22 protein-coding genes are annotated in these 20,376 nt (G+C 64.5%); 2 read left to right on the top strand and 20 right to left on the bottom strand.

Annotated features, from left to right (window positions below; genetic code table 11):
- Positions 1-161: 161 nt before the first annotated feature.
- From F7R26_RS13220 to F7R26_RS13180, 9 genes are all read right to left on the bottom strand, one after another.
- On the bottom strand, positions 162-986 hold the full coding sequence (locus tag F7R26_RS13220) for a hypothetical protein (protein WP_003098941.1): 825 nt from the start codon (positions 984-986) through the stop codon (positions 162-164).
- Positions 987-1,274: 288 nt separating this feature from the next.
- Complete coding sequence (locus F7R26_RS13215) at positions 1,275-1,553, bottom strand: hypothetical protein (RefSeq protein ID WP_003116828.1); 279 nt, start codon at positions 1,551-1,553, stop codon at positions 1,275-1,277.
- Between the two features lie 97 nt (positions 1,554-1,650).
- The gene (locus F7R26_RS13210; RefSeq protein ID WP_003116829.1) at positions 1,651-2,388 is read right to left on the bottom strand and encodes a DUF5983 family protein; all 738 of its coding nucleotides are present in this window, start codon (positions 2,386-2,388) and stop codon (positions 1,651-1,653) included.
- An 83-nt stretch (positions 2,389-2,471) separates the two neighbouring features.
- Positions 2,472-3,158, bottom strand: a complete 687-nt coding sequence (locus F7R26_RS13205; protein ID WP_003116830.1) for a hypothetical protein — start codon at positions 3,156-3,158, stop codon at positions 2,472-2,474.
- A 182-nt stretch (positions 3,159-3,340) separates the two neighbouring features.
- Positions 3,341-3,733, bottom strand: coding sequence for a hypothetical protein (locus F7R26_RS13200; protein ID WP_003116832.1), 393 nt, complete (start codon positions 3,731-3,733; stop codon positions 3,341-3,343).
- Positions 3,734-3,754: 21 nt separating this feature from the next.
- Complete coding sequence (locus tag F7R26_RS13195; RefSeq protein WP_003116833.1) at positions 3,755-3,967, bottom strand: hypothetical protein; 213 nt, start codon at positions 3,965-3,967, stop codon at positions 3,755-3,757.
- Between the two features lie 337 nt (positions 3,968-4,304).
- Positions 4,305-4,616 carry a hypothetical protein gene (locus tag F7R26_RS41735; RefSeq protein WP_003108988.1) on the bottom strand — a complete coding sequence of 104 codons (312 nt, stop codon included), beginning with the start codon at positions 4,614-4,616 and terminating at the stop codon, positions 4,305-4,307.
- Positions 4,617-4,952: 336 nt separating this feature from the next.
- Positions 4,953-5,453: a signal peptidase II gene (gene lspA / locus F7R26_RS13185; protein WP_003098955.1), complete on the bottom strand. Its 501-nt coding sequence runs from the start codon at positions 5,451-5,453 to the stop codon at positions 4,953-4,955.
- Between the two features lie 3 nt (positions 5,454-5,456).
- Positions 5,457-8,369 (bottom strand): heavy metal translocating P-type ATPase, encoded by a 2,913-nt coding sequence (locus F7R26_RS13180; RefSeq protein WP_003098961.1) that lies wholly within the window; start codon positions 8,367-8,369, stop codon positions 5,457-5,459.
- Positions 8,370-8,460: 91 nt separating this feature from the next.
- On the opposite strand from F7R26_RS13180, the gene cadR reads away from it, so the two are divergent.
- Positions 8,461-8,859 carry a Cd(II)/Pb(II)-responsive transcriptional regulator gene (gene cadR / locus F7R26_RS13175; RefSeq protein WP_003098965.1) on the top strand — a complete coding sequence of 133 codons (399 nt, stop codon included), beginning with the start codon at positions 8,461-8,463 and terminating at the stop codon, positions 8,857-8,859.
- Between the two features lie 67 nt (positions 8,860-8,926).
- Here the strand turns inward: cadR and F7R26_RS40985 are convergent, their stop codons facing one another.
- Together F7R26_RS40985 and F7R26_RS40980 are read right to left on the bottom strand one after the other, a co-directional pair.
- Positions 8,927-9,289, bottom strand: coding sequence for a DUF3703 domain-containing protein (locus F7R26_RS40985; RefSeq protein WP_196495817.1), 363 nt, complete (start codon positions 9,287-9,289; stop codon positions 8,927-8,929).
- A gap of 24 nt (positions 9,290-9,313) precedes the next feature.
- Positions 9,314-9,550 (bottom strand): sterol desaturase family protein, encoded by a 237-nt coding sequence (locus tag F7R26_RS40980; RefSeq protein ID WP_003098970.1) that lies wholly within the window; start codon positions 9,548-9,550, stop codon positions 9,314-9,316.
- 384 nt (positions 9,551-9,934) lie between these two features.
- On the opposite strand from F7R26_RS40980, the gene F7R26_RS13165 reads away from it, so the two are divergent.
- The gene (locus F7R26_RS13165; RefSeq protein WP_003098972.1) at positions 9,935-10,570 is read left to right on the top strand and encodes a cation efflux transmembrane domain-containing protein; all 636 of its coding nucleotides are present in this window, start codon (positions 9,935-9,937) and stop codon (positions 10,568-10,570) included.
- Between the two features lie 723 nt (positions 10,571-11,293).
- On the opposite strand, the gene F7R26_RS13160 is transcribed toward F7R26_RS13165, so the two are convergent.
- The 9 genes from F7R26_RS13160 to F7R26_RS13120 all read right to left on the bottom strand — a co-directional run bounded on the left by F7R26_RS13160 (position 11,294) and on the right by F7R26_RS13120 (position 20,372).
- Positions 11,294-13,324 (bottom strand): DNA topoisomerase III, encoded by a 2,031-nt coding sequence (locus F7R26_RS13160; RefSeq protein ID WP_003116834.1) that lies wholly within the window; start codon positions 13,322-13,324, stop codon positions 11,294-11,296.
- Positions 13,325-13,607: 283 nt separating this feature from the next.
- On the bottom strand, positions 13,608-14,048 hold the full coding sequence (locus F7R26_RS13155; RefSeq protein ID WP_003098976.1) for a single-stranded DNA-binding protein: 441 nt from the start codon (positions 14,046-14,048) through the stop codon (positions 13,608-13,610).
- Between the two features lie 73 nt (positions 14,049-14,121).
- Positions 14,122-14,649, bottom strand: a complete 528-nt coding sequence (locus F7R26_RS13150; protein ID WP_003098978.1) for a DUF3158 family protein — start codon at positions 14,647-14,649, stop codon at positions 14,122-14,124.
- Complete coding sequence (locus F7R26_RS13145) at positions 14,646-15,434, bottom strand: PFL_4669 family integrating conjugative element protein (RefSeq protein ID WP_012112316.1); 789 nt, start codon at positions 15,432-15,434, stop codon at positions 14,646-14,648. The genes F7R26_RS13150 and F7R26_RS13145 overlap by 4 nt, the downstream gene beginning before the upstream one ends.
- A 331-nt stretch (positions 15,435-15,765) precedes the next feature.
- Positions 15,766-17,016, bottom strand: a complete 1,251-nt coding sequence (locus tag F7R26_RS13140) for an STY4528 family pathogenicity island replication protein (RefSeq protein WP_012112315.1) — start codon at positions 17,014-17,016, stop codon at positions 15,766-15,768.
- 3 nt (positions 17,017-17,019) lie between these two features.
- The gene (locus F7R26_RS13135; RefSeq protein ID WP_012112314.1) at positions 17,020-17,580 is read right to left on the bottom strand and encodes a DUF2857 domain-containing protein; all 561 of its coding nucleotides are present in this window, start codon (positions 17,578-17,580) and stop codon (positions 17,020-17,022) included.
- Between the two features lie 15 nt (positions 17,581-17,595).
- On the bottom strand, positions 17,596-19,260 hold the full coding sequence (locus F7R26_RS13130) for a ParB family protein (RefSeq protein ID WP_012112313.1): 1,665 nt from the start codon (positions 19,258-19,260) through the stop codon (positions 17,596-17,598).
- Positions 19,253-19,513 carry a hypothetical protein gene (locus F7R26_RS13125; protein ID WP_012112312.1) on the bottom strand — a complete coding sequence of 87 codons (261 nt, stop codon included), beginning with the start codon at positions 19,511-19,513 and terminating at the stop codon, positions 19,253-19,255. The genes F7R26_RS13130 and F7R26_RS13125 overlap by 8 nt, the downstream gene beginning before the upstream one ends.
- Positions 19,497-20,372 carry a ParA family protein gene (locus tag F7R26_RS13120; RefSeq protein WP_012112311.1) on the bottom strand — a complete coding sequence of 292 codons (876 nt, stop codon included), beginning with the start codon at positions 20,370-20,372 and terminating at the stop codon, positions 19,497-19,499. Before F7R26_RS13120 ends, F7R26_RS13125 begins: the two co-directional genes overlap by 17 nt.
- Positions 20,373-20,376: the final 4 nt, after the last annotated feature.

Below are 20,376 nucleotides of genomic sequence, written 5' to 3'. Positions count from 1 at the left end.
TTGAATCGCAGTGACATGGATGAAATCTCCTGTGTGGAAGAATGAGAAAGGCCTCCATCCGATGGGATGAAGGGCCTGTAGTGCACGCGGCCGGAACGGCTGGAACGCCGTGGCGGATGCCTCGGGTCAGCCGCAGGACCGCCCGGTTTCGCTGCGGGGCGTCATGCCGGGACGGCCTGGCGCTTGCGGGCCGCTTTCGCGTCGAGGATGCTCACGTCGATCTGGCGCCAGCGCCCGTCGTCGATGAGCCTCTCCAGCACTTCGCCGAGCATGTCGAAATACACCTCGTCGTGCCGATCGACCAGTTCGACCGATTCACCGTTCTGACGGTGCAGTTCCACCACGTAGGTGTCTCCGCCGCGGTCGTAGAGGATCGTCACCCGGCCCTCGAACTTCGCGGTCGAGACCGTGAAGCTGATCGCCGGCGGGGTCTCGATGATCTTGGAGGGCGTGGGATCGACCCAGGTGAAGTCGCGGGCACCGGCATCCACCAGCATGTGGGTGATGCGCCGGAAGCGATCGGGGGCCGGCATCTCCTCCAACTGCTCGATGAGCTGGCCCAACTCCATGCACTGCGGCGTGGGAATGGGCAGCTTGGCCGGCGCCGAGCCGAGGATGTGCCTCGTGATGGTGTACGGCGTGCCGTCCGAAGTCTCCTCGGTGATGACCTCCGGCGTGTCCGCGCGCAGTCCGTCGAAGCGACGACGGGCATAGGGTTGGACATGCACCTTGGCGCCTTCGGCAGGAACCGTGGTCACCAGGCTGGGATCGAGCACCGCGAACTCGGAAGGCTTGAGCTTGACGACGATGGCATCGTCGGTCGCGGCGACCACCTTGCCGTCGAAGGGTTGGGGGTCGATGGCGAAGCCCAGCGTTGAGGACAGCGGCTGATCATCGAACACGCGGTACTTGAACGACCGCACGTTGCGGGGCACATGGCCTGCGACCAGCGAAGGCATCATGGATTTGATGAGGGAACGATCCATGGGGAAACTCCTTGAGGAAAAACAAGGGATTCCCCGCCCGCAAGGGAGAGGTCCCTTGTGGGTGGCGTGGATGGACGCGGTAGGTCCGTAGGAAGAAACGACCAGCACGGTTTCCCGCGCTTGCAGCCTCGAAGGTCTCGACTGCCTGGGCATGTGCCGGCAACGCCGACGAACATGGGGCAAGCATGGCCCTGGGGCGGTCTGCCTGCCCGCAGGAAACGGCACCGCACCACAACCGTTTTCCTGTGCTGCGGGCAAGAAAAAGCCCCTCGAAAGGGGCTGGAGGAATCAGGCTTGGTACACGAAGTAGTGCTCGCGCTGACGCGGAAAGAACACGTGTTTCCACGTGTCGCCGCTTGTGTTGCCACCGTCGAAGACGACCATTTCGTAGTCGTCCACGTCGGTGTCCACCAGGTCGGCGCTGGCGATATGGCGCATGTGCAGCGTGCCGCTCATGCGCTCGAATACCAGGATCTGGCCGATGGCATCTTCCTGGCTCATGGCGTTGACGCAGGCTCCGAGTTGGTGCTCGAAGTCGGATGCGGGTGTGATGAGGTCGGGGAACATGGGATCGCTCCTGTGAAAGTGCGCCGGCCCGGCTCTCTGGCGGGAGACCGGGCCGGCATGCGGTGAGGACAAGGAAGGCCGGGGATGTGTGTGGCAGCTATTCGCCGGCCAGCGATAGGCCCGGCAACACGGGTGCGTCGGCATCGAGGATGAGGATGCGCACGTCGGCCTGGCCGGCCAGTTCAAGGATCTGTGCCAGCTCGTCCGGCATGCCCTTGCTGCGGTGCTCCTGCCGAAGCTGCTCGGCGGCGATCCCCTCGACGTCCTGCAGGTGCTGGTCCGTCCAGGGCGTGGAGATCAGCTTGACGCCGATCGCCGGGCTGTAGGGAATCCGGAACGCGATGAACAAAAAGGCCTCCGGCGTCGCGAGGTCAGCCAGGTTGGCCAGGTACTGGCCGGTTTCGCGGCTGATGTGCGCGCTGCTGATTTCCCAGCACCGGCTGTAGTAGCCGGTCTCGAAGCTCAACCGCTGCACGACTTCCCGTGCGGCCTCGGCCGAATAGGTGTCGCCAATGTGGACGGGGCGGCCGTCGAAGTCGTCGCCGTGGATCGCGTACACCACGGCACCCACCATGCCTTCGCCGCTGCCCCCTTCAGCCGCGTCGCATTCGGCGATCAGTGCGGCGCCGACAGGTTCGGTGCCAGTCCTGACCACCGCGAAGTCGCTGGTGATGATGCAAGGAGAAGAAACCAGCGCCGCGTCGCAGAGGTGCTGCTGGCTCGGGTGGATGTTTCGCCAAACATGCGGGCTTCCGTCCTCGTAGCTGATGGACAGCGTGCGGACGATTTTCAGATTCCAGTAGCCGCGTAGAAAGGGATTGGGATTCTGGGACATGGGATTTCTCCAACAGAATAATGATGGAGCAAATCCCCGCCACCGGGAATTGACCCCGGTGGGTGGAAAGAAAGGAAACAGCGTCAGGTGACGCTGATCGTTGGCGTTTGGGCCAATCGCTCGGCGACGCGCCGGCGCAAATTCATGCGGAATGGCTCGTCGCTGACGCCCGCCAGCAGATTGATGGTCTCCAGCGCGATCAGGGCCGAAGCCTCTTCGATGTCGGCGGCCACAATGGTCTTGCGCAATTGGTCGCCGAGCTGGAGGGCCTGGGAGGAGGAGCTGATGAAGCGGACCTCGCGGCTCAGGTAGCAGCCGTTGCCGCCGAACTCGAACAGCCGCGGCTTGCTGCAGTACCAGCAGCCCTCGAACTGGATGGCGGTCAGGTGGTGCCCGTCATCGAACCGGGTGGCGATCAGAAACAATGCGTCGAGATCGGCGGTGTCCTCGAACGAATGACGGTCGATCAAGTTCCCCAGCTCTTCGTCCTCATCGGCACGGAAGTGCACGGCGAGCAGTTCGAGCAGCGGCGGGATCGACAGCCCTTCGTCGTCCGGCATCGGAATACCGAGTTGCGTGGCCAGGTCTTCCAGGCCATCGAGCACGTCCGGCCATTGCGGATTGGTGGTCTCGGCGATCTGGGCGATGTAGGCCTGCCCGTTGCCGGGGTGGCTCTCGTCCAGCGCGAAGGCGCCGAACAGCGCCTGGATGACGGGCGTCACACGGTCGAGCACGAGAACGCCGGTGGCTTCGTAGTAGTTGTTGGCCATGAAGGCTCCTTTCGATGAATGAACGGAGCCAGCCCTTGCGGACGATGGCATCCGCAGGGGAAACCGCCTGATGCCGGATGGCGCTGGGCGGGGAGAAAACGCGAGGGACATGGCCTCGAACGAGGCGCATGTCCCTCATGGGGTCCCGTGAACGCAGTGATGAAGGTGTGCCAGGGACCGGCTCACCAACCGCTGTAGTTCAGCAGCAGGTCGGCGATCACCTGGCGACGTTGCAGATCGAGACCATCGAAGTCCGACAGTCCTTGGAAGTGGCAGCGCTTGAGCATGGCACCGCCCTCGCGCGCGTTGTAGAAGCTGAACATGGCGGACAGGAACATGCGTTCCCCGCTGCTCAGGACGCCGAGTGCGTCGTTGGCACGCAGCATGTCGGGACGCAGATCCCACTTGCTCTTTGCCTGGTTCAGGCCTTCGCGCGTGCCGTCGCCAAACCATTGCGGGCCTGCGATCTCGACGCCGCGCTTCCAGACCTCGAAGAAGGCTTGGGGCGCGGCGGCGAAATGCTGCTCTTCCCGCATGATCTGATCGACGACTTCCTGGGGCAAAAGCTGGTTCATGACGTGGTTCCTCCAGTTGGATCAGGGTGTGGCGAGCTGGGACCAGCCGCCTCTTTCGAGGGCACGTTGAGCCGCGGCATAGCTGCGGAAGTACTGGCAGGATTCCCGCGAAACGGGACCTTCTGTATCGCGCGTGCCGATGTAGTGGCCGGCGGCGCTATGCAGGATTTCGAGCGGCAGGAACTTGCCGCAATGGATCAAGGCCAACTGGCCGAAAGAGGCTTGCTGGGACATGGATGGGCTCCTTGGAAAAAGCGGGGCCTCGTCCCTCACGGGATGGCAGCTCCCGCACGCGGTTGAGAAAAAAGCATCGGCGTCACGGGTGACGCGCGTCCGCAGACTCGATGCGATGGCGGACTGGCGGGTAGCGCGGAAAGAATCCGCGGCAGCCTGGAAACTCTGGCTGCTGGCATGGTGCTGACGAATCAGCGACACATGCGGGCAGCTTCATGCGCGAGGCGAGCCGCGTCAGCCGGAAATCGGCATTTGCAACAGCCCCGATTGGCGAACGCGGAAAAAAGAAAGCCCCGCAATAAGTGCGGGGCTGTCAGGAGGATGAGGCGAAACTGGGTCAGCGAGGCCTGTCGCCCAGTACATGCTGCTTCCACAGGGCGAATGCCTCGTCCGGTCCCAGCTCTGCGAGGATGACGATGGGCTGGCCCCGACGGGCACGCAGCGATGCGAAATACGCTGGCCGGTCGGCGATGGCGTTGAGCTTGATGCCCTTTAGGAACAGCAACTGGCGGGGGCGAACTTTGGTGGTAACGCAGGCATGATTGCGCTTGTTTGGGGCAAAAGGGCCAGCGAAGCGGGCGGACACGGCCAGAAAACCGCGACGAACTACTTGTACTTGCCAGGCGAGGCGAACGGGTGACATCAGCATATCGCTATGCGGTAAAGAAGACCGTCCTAAAGCTTGCAGGATCCCGGCATAGCTTCATCATCACCTCTCCGTGACGGCTCATTGGAACGAAAAAGGCCAGCATCGCCGTGATGGACTTTCATAATTGCCAGGTCAACTGGCTTGCGTGCTGTTTATTCACAGCAAGGCATTGCGACGTCGTTGCAGCAATCGCCGCCATCGCAACAGGGCGTTGCAGCAAAAGCGGCGGTGGGCGCTAGCATGAGGGCCAAGCCGCGGCCGCTCATGCTGGGGGCCGTTCTCTTCAGATTGGTGTCCTGCACCGTGTGCATTGCGAATTTCCGGATCGTCCCAATGTCACTGGGACTCCTTTGTGGCGGCCGGGTTCTCCACGCTCATGAACGACTGGGCCACCAGCGCGATCGCCCCGCCCACGATGGCCATGTCAGCGATGTTGAAGGCGGGCCAGTGCCAGCCGTGCAGGTGAAAGTCGATGTAGTCGATAACGTGCCCGCGCGTGGCGCGGTCGAACGCGTTGCCCAATGCGCCGCCCAGAATGAGGCTGTACGAAAGGCCTTCCGTTTTGCGCAGCGGCCGGGAGAGCAGCCATGCGAGCCATGCCGATATTGCGAACGCGATCGCCAGAAAAAACCACCGCTGCCAGCCGCCCGCGCCAGCAAGGAAGCTGAACGCCGCGCCGGGATTGAGAGCGTGAACTAGGTTGAAGAATGACGCCACCTCGTGCGACCAACCCAAGGGAGTTGTCGCGTCAATGTAGCTCTTAGCTGCCTGATCGCCGGCGAATATAACGATCGCGAGTGAGTACCACTGCGTCTTGCGAAGAGATGGTTCATCCATTGTTCATGCCGCCTTGAACTTCAGGAGGCGCAGCCCATTGACGACAACCAAAAGACTTGCCCCCATGTCAGCGAACACAGCCATCCACATGGTGGCATGCCCTGTGAACGTCAACGCAAGGAACACCGCCTTGATGCCAAGGGCCAGAACGATGTTCTGCGTGAGGATCGCCGCAGTGCTACGCGACAGCCGGATGAAGGCGGGGATCTTGCGCAGGTCGTCGTCCATCAGGGCGACGTCGGCTGTTTCGATCGCGGTGTCGGTGCCGGCCGCGCCCATGGCGAAGCCGATGTCGGCACGGGCGAGCGCGGGCGAATCGTTGATGCCGTCGCCCACCATGCCCACCTGGCCCTCGCCGCCGACCAGGCTTTCGATGGTCTTGAGCTTGTCTTCGGGCAGTTGGTCACCACGGGCTTCAGAGATTCCGACCTGGGCAGCGATGGCCGCGGCCGTGTGCTGGTTGTCCCCCGTCAGCATCAGCGTGCGCACACCCAGCGCCTGCAGGTCGGCCACCGCCTCACGGCTGGTTTCCTTCACGGTGTCGGCCACTGCAAAAATGCCGAGCACGGTCGCATCGTCCATCAGCAGGATCGCTGTCTTGCCTTGGCGCTCCAGGGTCTCCAGCCGAGCCTGGAGCGTCGCTTCGCTCAGGCCCAGCTCCTGGGCGAGCCTGTGGTTGCCCATGTGCAACATGCGCCCGGCGACGCGGCCGCGCACGCCGCGGCCAGGCAGCGCCGCGAAGTCGTCGACCTCGTGCAGCGCGATGCCGTCACGGTTCGCCTTGCGGGCGATGGCCTGAGACACAGGATGGTCCGAGCGTGCCGCGAGGCTTGCGGCCCAGGCGGCAACTTCCTGCGCCTCGCCGATCAGCGGCACGAAGTCGGTCTGCTCGGGCTTGCCATGTGTGAGTGTGCCGGTCTTGTCCAGGGCCAACGCCTTGAGCTTGCGCCCGCCCTCCAGGTAGACGCCACCCTTGATCAGGATGCCGCGTCGGGCGGCAGCGGCCAAGCCGCTGACGATGGTGACCGGCGTGGAGATGACCAGAGCGCAGGGGCAGGCGATCACCAGCAGTACCAGGGCCTTGTAGACCCAGTCAAACCATGCGCCGCCGAAGGCGAGCGGCGGCACGACGGCAACCAGCACGGACACCGCGAACACCGCCGGCGTGTAGACGCGGGCGAACTGGTCGACGAAGCGCTGCGTGGGCGCACGGCTGCCCTGCGCGGACTCCACGGCATGGATGATGCGCGCGAGCGTCGAGTCGCTGGCGCCTGCGGTCACCTTGTATTCGAAAGAGCCGGTCTCATTGATGGTTCCGGCGAAGACCTGGTCACCTTCGGCCTTCTCGACGGGCAGGCTCTCGCCGGTGATGGGCGCCTGGTTGATGGCCGATCGACCCGAGGTGATCAGGCCGTCCAGTGCGATGCGCTCGCCAGGACGCACGCGGACCACCGCGCCCTTTGCGACCTCCTTGGCCGGCAGCTCTGTCCATGAGCCATCGGCCTGCCGCACGGTCGCGGTCTCGGGCGCCAAGTCCATCAGCCCCCGAATGGCGTTGCGGGCGCGGTCCAGCGACTTCGCCTCGATCACTTCCGCCAACGCGAACAGGAACATGACCATGGCGGCCTCCGGCCAGTGGCCGATCGCCATGCCGCCGGTGACCGCGATGGCCATCAGGGCGTTCATGTTCAGGTTGAGGTTCTTCAGCGCGATCCAGCCCTTCTTGTAGGTGCTGAGGCCGCCGGTGAAGATCGAAACCAGTGCCAGCACGATCACGGCCCAATGATTGCCGTCGTTGACCCAGTACACGCCTTCGGCGGCCACCGCCGCAACGCCCGAAACCGCCATCGGCCACCAATTGGTCTTGTGCGCGGCCACCGGGGCATCGCGCGGCTCATCAGTCCTCTGGACCTCGGCTTCCATGCCCAGCGATTCGATGGCTTCGACTGCCGGCTTGATCGCGTCGGGTGTGTGCCGAACCGTGAGCGTGCGCTGCATCAGGTTGAAATCCATTCCCTGCACGCCCGGCATGCCTTGCAGCTTGCCGCGGATCAGACTTTCCTCGGTCGGACAGTCCATCTTCGCGATGCGAAGTACCGTGGTGGCTGTCTGCATGTCCTGCCGCGCAGCCTGCATTCCAATGGAAGCAAGCGCCTTCTCGATCGGCGCTGAGGTCGCCAGCGTGTGCTGGACTCCCAGCACACGCTGCATCAGATTGAAGTCGAGCGCGGTCACACCCGGCAGCTTGCCCAGCCGGTCGCGGATCAGCGCTTCTTCCGTCGGGCAATCCATGTTCTCGATCCGGTACGTCACCCGCTCGCCGATCGGCGGCGCGGAAACGGCAGCGGTTGGTTGCTGCTGCAGGGCCGAGGATGGGATCACAGCCGCGGCTTCGATCGGCCCCGTGTGGCCGAAGGTCTGCTCCTTGGCGCGCATGCCGATCGAGGCCAGGACCTGCTCCATCTGCGCGCGTGCCTGAGCGAGGTGTTTCACCGACAGGGTGCGCTCAGCGAGGTCGAAGTCGAGGTCCTGAATTCCCTCGACTGCCCCGAGGTGCGAGCGGATGAGTTTCTCCTCGCTCGGGCAGTCCATGTTCTCGATGCGGTAGGTGGTCGACACGGCGGCGTCTCGGACAGCCTGAGCCTTCATGCCCACCGAATTCAGCGCTTGCTCCAAGGCATCGGCCGAGACTTCGCGGTGCGAAATGGTCAACAAACGCTGCGGAAGATCGAACAGGAGCCGCTCGACACCGGGCATGCCCTCCAGCGTTCGCCGCACCAGTGCTTCCTCATTGCGGCAATCCATGTTGCTCACGTGGAAAACGGTGGTTTCAGTGCTGGCCTGCTCACTGGCGCACGCCGTCTGTTGGCCATTGCCGCCGGAGCAGGCGCATGGGCTGGAAGGTTCTTTGTTCATAGATCGCTCTTCATTGACAAGGTTTTCCCCGGATGCCATCATTAGAAAACCTCTAGTAGATATAGAGTCAAGTTTTTTATAGGAAGCAACCATGATGCGGATCGGTGAACTGGGCAAGAAGGCAGATTGCTTGGTGCAGACCGTGCGCTTTTACGAGTCAGAAGGCTTGCTGCCCGAGCCTGCACGTAGCGAGGGCAACTTCAGGCTCTATGACGAAGTCCATTTGCAGCGCTTGCTGTTCATCCGCCGCTGCCGGGCGAAGGACATGACGCTGGATGAGATCCGTCAACTGCTGAACTTACGGGATCGGCCAGAGTTGGGCTGCGGCGAGGTGAACGCGCTGGTCGACGCTCATATCGCGCAAGTGCGGACCAAGATGAAGGAATTGCGCGCCTTGGAGCGCGAGTTAATGGATCTGCGACGCTCCTGCGATAGCGCCCGAACCTCGCGCGAGTGCGGCATTCTCAACAGCTTGGCCGAGCCCGCCTGAAGCTCGAGCGTGTCATCGGTGCTGGAAGTGATCGGGTCCAGTTCTGAGAGCCACGTGCCGCGCTCCATCATGCGAAAGCGCGCGATTCTGACGTTTTGAGACGGCGTGCGACCGAGGGCGTGGCCCACAGGAGCCAGCGCGAGCCGGACGACCTGCGCGCCGCAATCTCCGCCACCTTACGGGTTCTCCAGGCCAGACCGAGCATCGCGGCGTGGCTGCGCAGGTGCAGGTGCAGGCCAAGGTAGCAGTGCGCCACGACGCGGCCCGACTCATGGGCACGCCACGCAACTCGCGATCGCTTCGCAAGAAGCCGCAAGGCCCGACTCGCGCAAGAATGCGACGTGGGCAAGATCGTATAGCCAGCAGCGCAAGCGTTTGCCGCTGCTGGCCGGCTCCGGAAGGGATAGACAAGCTGCGGGCCGTAGTCCATTGGAAAGTCCATCTTTCTTGAGTGTCACTCTTTGGCGCCCAGCGTGTGCTTTTGCGACCGGAAAGCGCTGAACAAGTGGCCCCCGGGCATCCAGAAATCGCCGTAGTTGACTTGGGCGTCTTCGTGCTCACGCTTGTGATGCCAGCGATGGGCTTCAGCCACCCCGATCAACAATCCCAACGGCCCGACCCGGTATCCCAGATTGGAGTGCTGGAAGGCCAGATGCACGACCAAGAAGCCGAGCCATGCGCCGACGGCCAACCACAGCTTGGAACGCCGCTACTGGCTCAACGGGGAGTGGAAAGGCCGCCCGCCCTCTAGCAAGGCGGCACAAGCGAGCGCGACGATCACTGTGAGTAGCTCCGTCGGAAAAGACGGCCGGCCGGTCGCGAGCTCGCCGAAGAGCACAACCGCAGTGGCGCCACGGATCAGTGGATAGCAGCCATACCGGATGACAGTCGCAATGAAGGGGGCGCATTGGTGCTCATCTGTTCTGTCCTAAAGCTCTGACTGGATTGGAAAACCTTCTAGCTACGGTAGAGTCAAGGGCGTCCGGGAAGACCCTGTGGCAAGTTCGTTGCATCTGCGCCTTGACTCTCCAGCCGCTACAGGCTTCAGCATCCATCGATTTGGAAGGAACAATGCATGGCTGAAAACCACAGAAATCACGAAAACGACGAGTTGGGCCGCCTAGATGCGAGCGATGCGAAGGACCGAAAGATTCTTCTGACTGTGTTGCTGATCAACCTGACGCAGTCCGCCGCCGGCATTGCCCTTGGCATCTGGGCTGGCTCTACGGCGCTGATGGGCGCCGGGTTGGACAACCTCGCCGATGCGTCGGTCTATGCGGTTAGCCTGTATGCCGTCGGTCGTGCGGCAACGGTCAAGGTGGGCGCGGCCCGCTTGTCGGGTTTCTTGCTAATCGGCCTGGCCGCGCTGCTGCTGTTGGAAGTCCTACGCCGCTTCGCTGGAGGGGAAGAGCCTGTCGGCCCAGCCATGATGGCCATGGCCGCGCTGAACGCGGCTTTGAACCTAGTGTGCCTCAGACTACTGCGCCGCCATCGCGGGGAAGATGTGAACTTCAAGGCGTCAGCGATCTTTACCAGCAACGACTCCATCGTCAATGGTGCGATTGTGCTGTCCGGGGTGCTGGTGATGGGGTTCGGGTCGAACATCCCGGATCTGGTGCTGGGCGTCATCGTGGCCGCAATCGCAGCGAATGGGGGGCGGGAAATCCTGCGCGAAGCATCGGAAACAGCTCGCCGTAAGGCGGGCACATAAGGCATGTTTTCGCCCAGTTCATCCCGAGGTTTACCTCTGCAAAAGAGGTAGTCCAGCCTTTGGGCTACGGCCTCGGCTGCAGCCGAGCGTACCATTGGCGATGGCCGCGCGATAGGCGGGCATGCCGTTCTCGACCTCCGTCTGCCGTACAGCAGCGGTGCGCAAGGTTGAGGGTGCATGTCGTCTCTCCTGTTCGTGTGGCCCAGGCCAATGGCCGGGCCGGGACGTTGATGGGCAGGAGAATGGCGCCGAAGGCCCAACGGCCTTCGGCTCGGGAGAAAAGAGGAACCACCCGTGGGCTGATTGGCAGGCCCGGTCGTCGCTAGAACCGTCTGCTCATCAAGCAATCACACCCGGCCCATGTCGTGGCTGGGGCCGGCATCGTCTGGCGCACATCCGCGCACAAAGGGAGCCCGTTTTTGCACCGGCGGGCACCGGCACCGATTACCGCTGACCACGAAGGGTCTCCCGGTGGCTCGTGCAGCCTGGCAAGCCACCGGGAGACCCTTCGCAGAGGGCGGAAGAAACGCAGATCAACAGAACGCGCGTGGTGCGGCTCGCAGAGAAGCTACCTTCAGGTCCCGCGGCCGGGGACGGCTGGGCGGGACGCGCACACGGATCAAGAAGGCGTTGCGCGCTGGGCGTCCCGCAGGGCATGCGGCGGAGTGCGGGACAGGGGCCACGCCGCCGAAGGCGGGCACGGCTCACGGGGAACGGGGGCGGTCAGGAGCCTTTGCGGCCGCTACGGCGCGGGCGCGAGGCGCCGCGCTTGGAGCTGCCGGATTCGACTGGCAGCGTGCCTTTGCAGTCCGGGTAGCGGCTGCACGACCAGAACGGGCCGCTCTTGCCGCTGCGCTGGCGCGTGGGTGCGCCGCACTGCGGGCATGCCGGCCCTTGGGGAACCTTGATGGACAGGGAGGCGCTGCCGTACTGCGCAATCAACTGCGAAATCCACGCGGCCTGCTTGCCGATGAACACGTCCAGGGTGAGCTGTCCGGCCTCGATCATGTCGAGCGCCTGTTCCCAGACGGCGGTGGTGCCAGGGTCGGCAATCGCCGCAGGCACGGCATCGATCAAAGTGAAAGCCGCATCCGAGGCGCGGATGGCGCGCCCCTTCTTCACGAGGTAGCCGCGAGCGATCAGGCCGCCGATGATGTTGGCCCGCGTCGCTTCGGTGCCGATGCCAACCGTATCCTTGAGCTTCTGCTTCAGGCGGGGATCGGACACCAGCTTGGCGACGCCTTTCATGGACTTGACCAACTCGCCTTGCGTGTACGGTTTGGGCGGCAGCGTCTTGAGTGCCTTGAGATCGACGTCGGCCACCTGGCATGCCAGGCCCTCATACAGTTTCGGCAGCGCGGGCAGCACCTGGGCGCGGACCGCAGTATCGCCCTCGCCATCACCGTCTTCGGCCTGCGGCTCGGCGAGCACCTGGCGCCAACCCGGGATGACAACCTGCTTGCCCGTGGCCGCCAGGTTCTGCCCCCCGCACGAAAACTTGGCCACAGTGCGGTCGAACTCGTGGTGAGGGAGGAACTGCGCCAGGTAATGCGACCGGATGAGCCTGTACACGGCCAGTTCCTTCTCGCTCATGGCGGAGAGCTTCGCCGGTTCGAGCGTCGGGATGATGCCGTGGTGCGCCGTGACCTTGCCATCGTTCCAGGCGCGCGAGCGCTGCGAGCGGTCGAGCTGGCCCATGATCGAGCGCAGCGAGGGATCGGTCTTGAGCAGGCTGTCGAGAACGGTGGGCACTTCGGCAAACATGCTCTCGGGCAGGTAGCCGGAGTCCGAGCGGGGGTACGTCGTGGCCTTGTGCGTCTCGTACAGGGCTTGGGCAATCTCCAAGGTTTCCTGCACGTCCAGCCCAAGCTGCTTGGAACACACTTCCTGCAAGGTGCCCAGGTCGAACGGCAGCGGCGGGCCTTCGCGGACACGCTCAGTCTCCACCGACACGACGTGGGCACTGCCCGCAGCGCGGATCTGCTGCATGGTCTGCTGTGCGACCGGCTGCCGCAGGCAGCGGCCTGCGTCGTCGGTGCACGCATCGGGTGGAACCCATTGCGCGGCGAAAGTCGAACCGCCTGCGAACAGGGACACGGCGATGGCCCAGTATGGTACGGACACGAAGCGCGCGATCTCGCGGTCGCGGTCCACAACGAGCTTGAGCGTCGGGGTCTGTACGCGGCCGACCGACAGCACGCCGTCGTAACCCGCCTGTCGCCCCAGCACCGTGAACAGCCGGCTCAGGTTCATGCCCACGAGCCAATCCGCACGGGAGCGCGCCAGCGCCGAGTGGTACATCGAAAGCGTCTCGGCCGAAGGCCGCAGCTTGCCCAGTGCCGCCCGAATGGACGCATCGTTGAGCGCCGACAGCCACAGGCGTTCGATGGGGCCGCGGTAGCCGCAAAGCTCCACGATCTCGCGGGCGATCAATTCGCCCTCGCGGTCGGCATCGGTGGCGATAACCAGGTGAGTCGCCTTCGCCAAGAGCGCCTTGACGACCTTGAATTGCGTGGCGGTCTTCGGTTTGACCTCGACCCGCCAGTGCTGGGGAATGATGGGCAACTGCTCAACGGACCATCGTTTGAGCTGCTCGTCGTAGGCCTCGGGCGGCGCCGCCTCCACGAGATGGCCGATGCACCAGGTGACCGTGACGCCGGAACCGTTGAGGCAGCCTTCACCGCGCTGCGTGGCGCCGAGAATCCGGCCAATGTCTTTGCCCTGGGAGGGCTTCTCGCACAAGAACAGCCGCATATCCGTCCATCCCGATTCCTGTTGTTCATGGAGTTGCTGGGATCGAGGATGCCGAGCGCAGCCCCTGGCAGCAGCAAACAAGCCGCATGCGGCAGCGACCGCTTTCACGCCGATGAAATGGCGAGTGCGGGGAAGGTGCGTGGCCGGAAGTGTGCGGGCCGAGAGCCGCGATTTCCGGGAGCGCGCGTGGAACTCGGTGGACGTTGGTGGAGCTATCCCCTGGGGATAATTCGCAGCGCATGGAGGGCGGCGAAGCACTGCGGCAGCCGCCCTCCATGCCCGATCACTTCCTGCGCTTGGTCTCTTTCGGCGCCGTCGATTCCTGGGTGGCCTGGGGCTTCGGCTCTGCCTCCTGTGGCTTCGGGCTGAGGGCCACAGACTCGATGCGGTACGGCAGGATGCCGACACTGCGCGCGTTGACCTGCCAAGTCTCACGCGGCTGATCTTCGTTGTCCGTCCAGGGGTCGCGCTCCATGCGGCCGACGACCAGCACCCGCATGCCCTTCTGGTAGAGCTGCTGCCAGCGGTCGGCGTCGTGGTGCCAGAGTTCCACCGGCGCCCAGAAGCCGCCGCGGTCCTCGAACTCGCCGCCCTTGGTGGGGACGGGGTTGTCGAAGTACACGTTCAGCCGGAGCAACCGGCGAGGATCGTCGTTGCCATTGGGGAATTCGCGGTACTCGGGAGGCGATCCGATGTTGCCCTCGCCGATGAATTGTGTGCTCATGTTGGAATCTCCGTGGTGGTTGAAATACCCGTGCCTCGTTGGGCTCGGGCGCGTGCTCGGATGGCAGGCGCAATCACCGATCGCGCACTGCGGCAGGAACGGACGCGAGCCGGCGCAGGTAGGTGTTGTCCGCCTGCGCGGCCTTGCTGGCGCATTCCTGTGCTTGCCTGCCCAGGGTGTGCAGCAGGCTGATCTGCATGTTCAGCATGACGCGCTGCAGTTCGATCTCGTGCAGGTCGTGCAGCAGGTTGACCGGCGTGCTGGGGCTCGCCATCAGCTCCTGCCACAACGCCACGCCCATGGCCGATCGATCGTGCTTGCGCCAGCGAAGAAAGGTCGTGCCTGCGCCAGTGGTCTGCTGGGCCAGCTCGACGGGAAGCAGGTGGAAGGGATGCCCGCACGCCTGTGGCAGCACCTGTCGCTGCGCCAGGGCAATCAACTCGTCGCGCATGGCGAAGCACTGGCTGGCCCAGGCCTCGAAGTCCCCTTTACCTTTAAAAGGCTTTAAAAGGCCTTTTAGAGAGGCCGCGTGTTCCAGCCGCATGAAGGCTGGCTGTTCCAGACGACGGAAGTAGCGCGGTTCGCGGTTCGGGTCGCTCATGCCGGTTCGTCCTCGCCGGCGGCTGTGGACTTGGCCTCGGCCGAATCGGCGGCAGCGCCTTCGTCGGTGGGAGATGCGGCTGCGGCAGCGCTATCACCACGCTGTTGCAGACCACGGCGCACGACGGGCGGCGCAAACTTCGAGCGGCGCATGCCTTCGAGCACGTCCTGCGGCAGTTCGCCGAACTTCTCCAATGCTGCCCGAGCTGCGGCGTTCTTGGCCGCGAAGTCGTCGCGGGTGCAGCCCGAGTAGCGGTATTGCTGGGCCAGGCTGAACAGGCTGCGCAGCGCGTGGGCACCTTCGTTGAGCCAGCGCTCCAACGTCGAGCGATCGATCAGCGCGGTGTGGTGGGCGAGGATCAGCTTGCGGGCGATGTCGTCGTAGTCGGCCAGCAGATAGACGGCGGCAAAGCCGAGCTGCGCGTTCACGAACAAGGGGAGCTTCACCGGCTGCACGTTGAGGTTCTCACCCAGGCTCAACGCCGCAGGCACGCCGGCCAGTGCCTGGTCAACCTGCTCGCGCAGCGATTGCAACGTGGTCCTGGTCTGGTCGAGCTTTTCCTCGATGCGCAACATCCACCAGTCGCTGTACGGGTCGTCCTGCTCCGAGCCGCGCTTCATCTTGTTCATCACGGCGATGTAGCCGTTCAGGCCGACGATGCCGGGTCGCCCCTCGGCGGCGGCGCGGCCATGCCAGATGCGCGAGGCGTGGTGGGTGTGAAGCGTCAGCGACATCGCGCTGCGCAAAGAGCCGAGATTGAGTTGCAGAGGTTCGTTGGTTGCCATGGCGTCCGCTCGCTTGGGAAAAGGAGCGGTCAGGATCGGCACGCAACGGAAGGCAGTCAGTCAACAAACCGAAATGAACCGGGACCCGGTTGTCGTGGCAGCGGTGGCCTGTGACACGAGCTATCCCCAGGGGATAGCTCCATCGAAAGCCATGGAGCGCTGCTCGCGCAAATGGTGCGTGCGCTCATGCAACCGACGCCATTACGGCCCCCCTGGACCGAAGTGCCATGCCGTGCCTGTCGGCGTTACAGCTTGTAGTACATCTATCCCCTGGGGATAGCTCTACTGACGGCCATCGACGTCTGCTTCACGCCCTTGTCGCTCGTCGCGCTCAGCTACTGCGCAGAAGGTCGCGCAGCCGGTCAATGTGCTGCCGGGCCACCTCGGGTGGAACCACATTGCGCGGTGGTTCAGGCGGTGCATCTCGTGCAGGGGCAGGTGGCGGTGCTGACCCGGCTTGCTTGGCCCAGGCGTTGAACTCGCCACGGATGGCGCGCTGGATGATGCCGAACAGGTAGCCTGCCGGGTTGCGGATGGTGCTGCCGCGACAGCGATCCGCCCATTCGTCCAGCACGGCCTGGCGTAGCGGAGCATCGACCTGCTGCAATGCCACGATGGCGGCGGCCTGCTGCTCTTCCTTCAAGCCGAGAAAGCGATCAGGCAGGCGAACTCCTGGCATCGCACGCGCCTGCCCACGCTCACGCGCGGTAGTACGTACTTCATTCATACGACTACTACGTACAGTACGGTCCTGCTTCGGATTCCGAAGAGCGCCGTCTGACGCGGGTTTCGGCCCTGCTTCGGAATCCGAAGAGGGGTCATCAGAATTCCGAAGAAGGCTCGGCGCCCCTTCTTCGGAATCGTGAACCCTATCCTTCTGTGGATAACTCTCCTGCGACCCAATGCCCTGGCTCGCGAGGCGTTCGGCAAGGACCTGCAGCCGCGAGGGCAACGTGCGGCCAGACAACAACGGGTCTTCGGCGATTTCCTTGAGGGTGTGCAAGCCCACGACCTGGACGGCCTTGGCCGAATGGCCCAGGGCTTGGCTGACGAGCTCCAAGTAGTCCGGGTCGAGCTGCATCGCCTCGAAAGGCGTCAGGGGCTCATCGTGCAGGACGTAGAGGTTGCCGAGGATGCGCCCGGTCTTGGGGTCACGCCTGCGGCGCACGAGACTCAACCAGCGAGTCAGGCGCAACAGCGTCAGCGCCCGTGCCACGGTCTCGTGAGAGGCCTGTCCGGCGCAGGGCATTGACGCGAGCCACGGGCGAAGTTGCTCATACGTCGGAAACGCCGTGACCCCATCCTCGTTGAGCATCATCCGAAAGACTTGCCAGGCATTGCGTTCCAGCGGCGTCAGGCGTCGGTCCAGGAACAGCCGTCGCGGCACGCTCTCGTGCCGATTGCCGCTGAACAGAAAACCGTCGCCGGTTGCGGAGACAGGAGATGTTGCGGATGCGGGAGCTGGCGCGGACGCGGGCGGGCGAGGTTTCGGTGCAAGGTCTTTCAGCGCGCTGTCGAACAGATCAGCGAGGGCGACCGGGCCTTGGCGTGGTGCTCGTGGTGCAGCGTCGTCCACGGCCATGACTCAACCCAATCCCTGATCGATCCAGTTCTTGATCGCAGCCCAGACCACCGACAGCGGCAGTTCCATGCCTTCGGCGAGGTCCATTGCCGCATCAAGAACCGAGGTCTCATCCTCCAGCTCGACATTCCTGCTGCTGGTCACGGCCTTCCAGCGTCGCCACAGCTCGGTGTCCTGCTCCTCGTCCAGAACCGGATGGCGCCCCTTGCGTTTGGGCAGGCCGAGAACTTCACGCCGTAGCGCGACTTCCTGGTGCGTCAGCCCATAAAAACGGCTCGCCATTTCCGTACTGGCCCCCAGGCGCAACATGCGATCGACGGTGGCGATCTCCTTCTCCACGTCCTGCGCCTGTTTGAGCAATCGCCGGAGCACTTCCCGGTTCACCGAGACAGAGCACCACGAGACGCTGGCATTGGCCAGTACGCTGATCAGCGCCGGATGCTTGAGCGCATCCAATTCTTCCTCACCGAATCCCATCGCCTTGCAGCGGCGCAGTTGCCCGTTGCGCAGATCGTAGAGCGCCTGCGCGATGACGGCCTGGTTGAGTGGGTTAGGTGCGGACATGCGGGCCTCCCTCGCTCAGGTCCCAGGACCGAGAGCGCCGGCTTCCAGATCCAGCAGGCGCCGGGCCAGCCGCAGCAGACGAAACAGCTTGACCAGCGCGGTGTCGCTCAATCGCCGGGCCCCGTCGGCATGACGTTGGCCTTGGCCGTGCAACAGCGCTGGCAGGTCGGTGACGAAGTGCCCGCCGTCCAAGCCCACGTCGGCCGACTGCTGACCGGCCAGGGAAACCAGCAGCGCGAGCACGGCACGTGCGAGCGGCGACGAAACCTGGGTCGGGGCACGACACGCGAACCCGATGCCATCTGAACGATCCTCGACACACGCGTCCAGGTCGACCTCGCCCGCGATCTCGCGCGCGAACTGCGCGATGTGGACGCGCAGGCGGCCGGGTGCGTCGAGACCTGGGTCGATATGCCAGATGTCCGAGATGGGATAGAGGCCACCGGCCTGCACGGGAATCGACTGCAGCACGTTGGCCGAGAAGTCGGGCGGAAGCGCATCGCCCAACTGGTCGGCGACCATGCGCTGGATGGACTGGAGCCGCTGCGTCGTGGGTGCCGGAGAGACGATGTGCTCGTCAAGTAGATCGCCAGCCGCTGCCGCAGGGGTGGCTGCGGATGCCTCACGCGGGGCCGCATCGTCCTGGGGCCTTGTCGGCGCGGCGGCAGAGTGGCCTGCAGAATGTGCTGCTGTGGCGGGGGACGGTGCCGGTTCAATCGGCGGCCGTGCGATGGCCCCAGGCTCAGGCAATGCCGGCGGCGCCGATGGCGGGGTTGGGTCGCTGACCAGGGCGCGGTGGCGGCTCTCGGATTCGGTCAGGTCCAGGGCAAGCACGTCGTAGTCGATGCCCAGCAGCTCGGACATCTGACCGATCAACTCGTCCTGCACACGCTGCGGCGAGAACTCGTCGGCCTGGGTATCGAACTGCGACAGCACTTCTTGGAAGAAACTGTCGAAGTCGAGCGGCAGGGAGCGGCCCTTGGCATAGTGCTCCCACGTGCGCTCACTGGCCTTGCGCATGACCGACAGCCGCTCGACCTGGTGGCGACCGAGGCCACCATACAGCACGGTCGGGATCGCAGGCAGCAGGTAGCGCACCGCATCGGCCATGCGGCTGATGTGTGACTGCTGCACGGGGAAGCCGTCGGCGCCCAAGCGACGGGCCAGCTCGGACTGGCTCAAGGTCGTGCTGCTTTCCGCTTCATAGAACTCGCGCGCCTTCTCGACGCCGAGGGCGCGCTCGATGAACGTCAAGCCGCCACGCAGTTCGTTCTCGGCGAGGTGCCCGGTCAGCGCGACGATCTCCCCGCGCGCAGGCCACGGCCGGAACAGGCACGATATGCGGAAGAAGCGCTCGTCCTTCGTTTCTGTCCAGAGTTCGCGCAGGATCGCCAGCCTGGTGTTGCCGCCGTTGCGGATGATGTAGTGCGCCTCGCCAGGACGGCGTGTGATGGCTGGCGCCGCATCCAGGCCGCGCTCGCGGATGGAGGCCTTGATTTCATCGTAGGCCGAGTTGCGCTTTTTGCGGGGATCGTGGTCGTAGGGCCGCAACTGGTCCAGCGTCACGACCATCGGCGTGTCGGCGATGGGGTCACTCAAAGCCGTGGCCGATGGCCCACTGCGCTCGAACCCGGCGGCAAGCAGCTTGCCGGCCATGTCCTGGGAGGTCATCTCAGCCATGGCCGCATCCCTCGGCGTTGGCGGGCCGGGCCATGCGGGCCTCGCGCTCGGCTCGGCGGATCTGCGCACGGGCATTGAGGTCTGCCCGGTAATCGCTCGCTGTCGAGCTGGTGTAGATGGCGGCGCAGCCGGTCTTGGTGAATTTGAGGTGTCCACCCCGAGTACGTTTGACGTGCCAGCCTTCGCTCACCGCAAACTCGATCAGGGCGCGCAGTCGCTTGTGGCCACGGGACAGTTCATGTGCGCTCGCCACGGGACCTCCCGGTTTCAATAGAACGTGGAGGACGGCCGGACACGCGGGCGAATCTGTCTTGCCACTGCGGGAACAGTTCGCCGGCGAGCGTGCGCATGGTGTCGAGCGCAGCGGGCGCAACTCTGCCTGGTGGCTGTCGATACTCGACGCGATGCACCGGCATGCCGCGGGTTGCAGCGCGCGGATAGGCTTCGATGGCCGGCACGTCGGTGCCCAGCACGCGGATGCCCGTGTGATCCTGAAATAGGTCGTGCAGCGCCTGCTGGATCATGCGTGCGTTGGCGGACACGGGGTGGACACGATTGATGAGTAGGTGCAGCGGTGGCGGTTCGATGCCAAGGTGCCGATACGGCGCGATGTCCTCCAGCAACTGCATGGTGCCGCGCCGCAGTTCGCGGGCCGCAAGGATTTCCGGGGTCACGGGTGACAGCGCCAGGCCGGAGGCGAGCACCGCCATCTCCAACAGCACCGAGCGCGCGCCTTGGGTGTCGATTAGCACCAGGTCATAGAGCGGCGCCAGCGCCGGCAGCAGGTGGCGCAACCGCAGGCGCCCGTCTGGCGCGTGCAGCAGCAAGGTGTTCAGTTCACCCCGGTGGTCGTTCGAGAGCACCAGGTCCAGGCCCGCGATGATGGTGCGGGACACGAGCTGGTCGAGACCGCGCTCGTTGAACGCCAGCAGCTCATAGATGCCGCCGGGCGCGCGGTGAGCCAGATCGTAGTAGGAGGACAAGGTGGGCTGCACGTCGAGATCGAGCAGCAGCACGCGCAGCCCCGCGTCCGCGGCGAGCCCGCCGAGGTTGGCGGCCGTGGTCGTCTTGCCGACGCCACCTTTCGTTGAAATGATGGATACGACCTGCATGGCG

This window comes from Cupriavidus basilensis, assembly GCF_008801925.2.
GTDB classification, from domain to species: domain Bacteria; phylum Pseudomonadota; class Gammaproteobacteria; order Burkholderiales; family Burkholderiaceae; genus Cupriavidus; species Cupriavidus basilensis.
The sequence above is the reverse complement of the archived record's forward strand: the minus strand, read 5'-3'. Positions and strand labels throughout refer to the sequence as shown.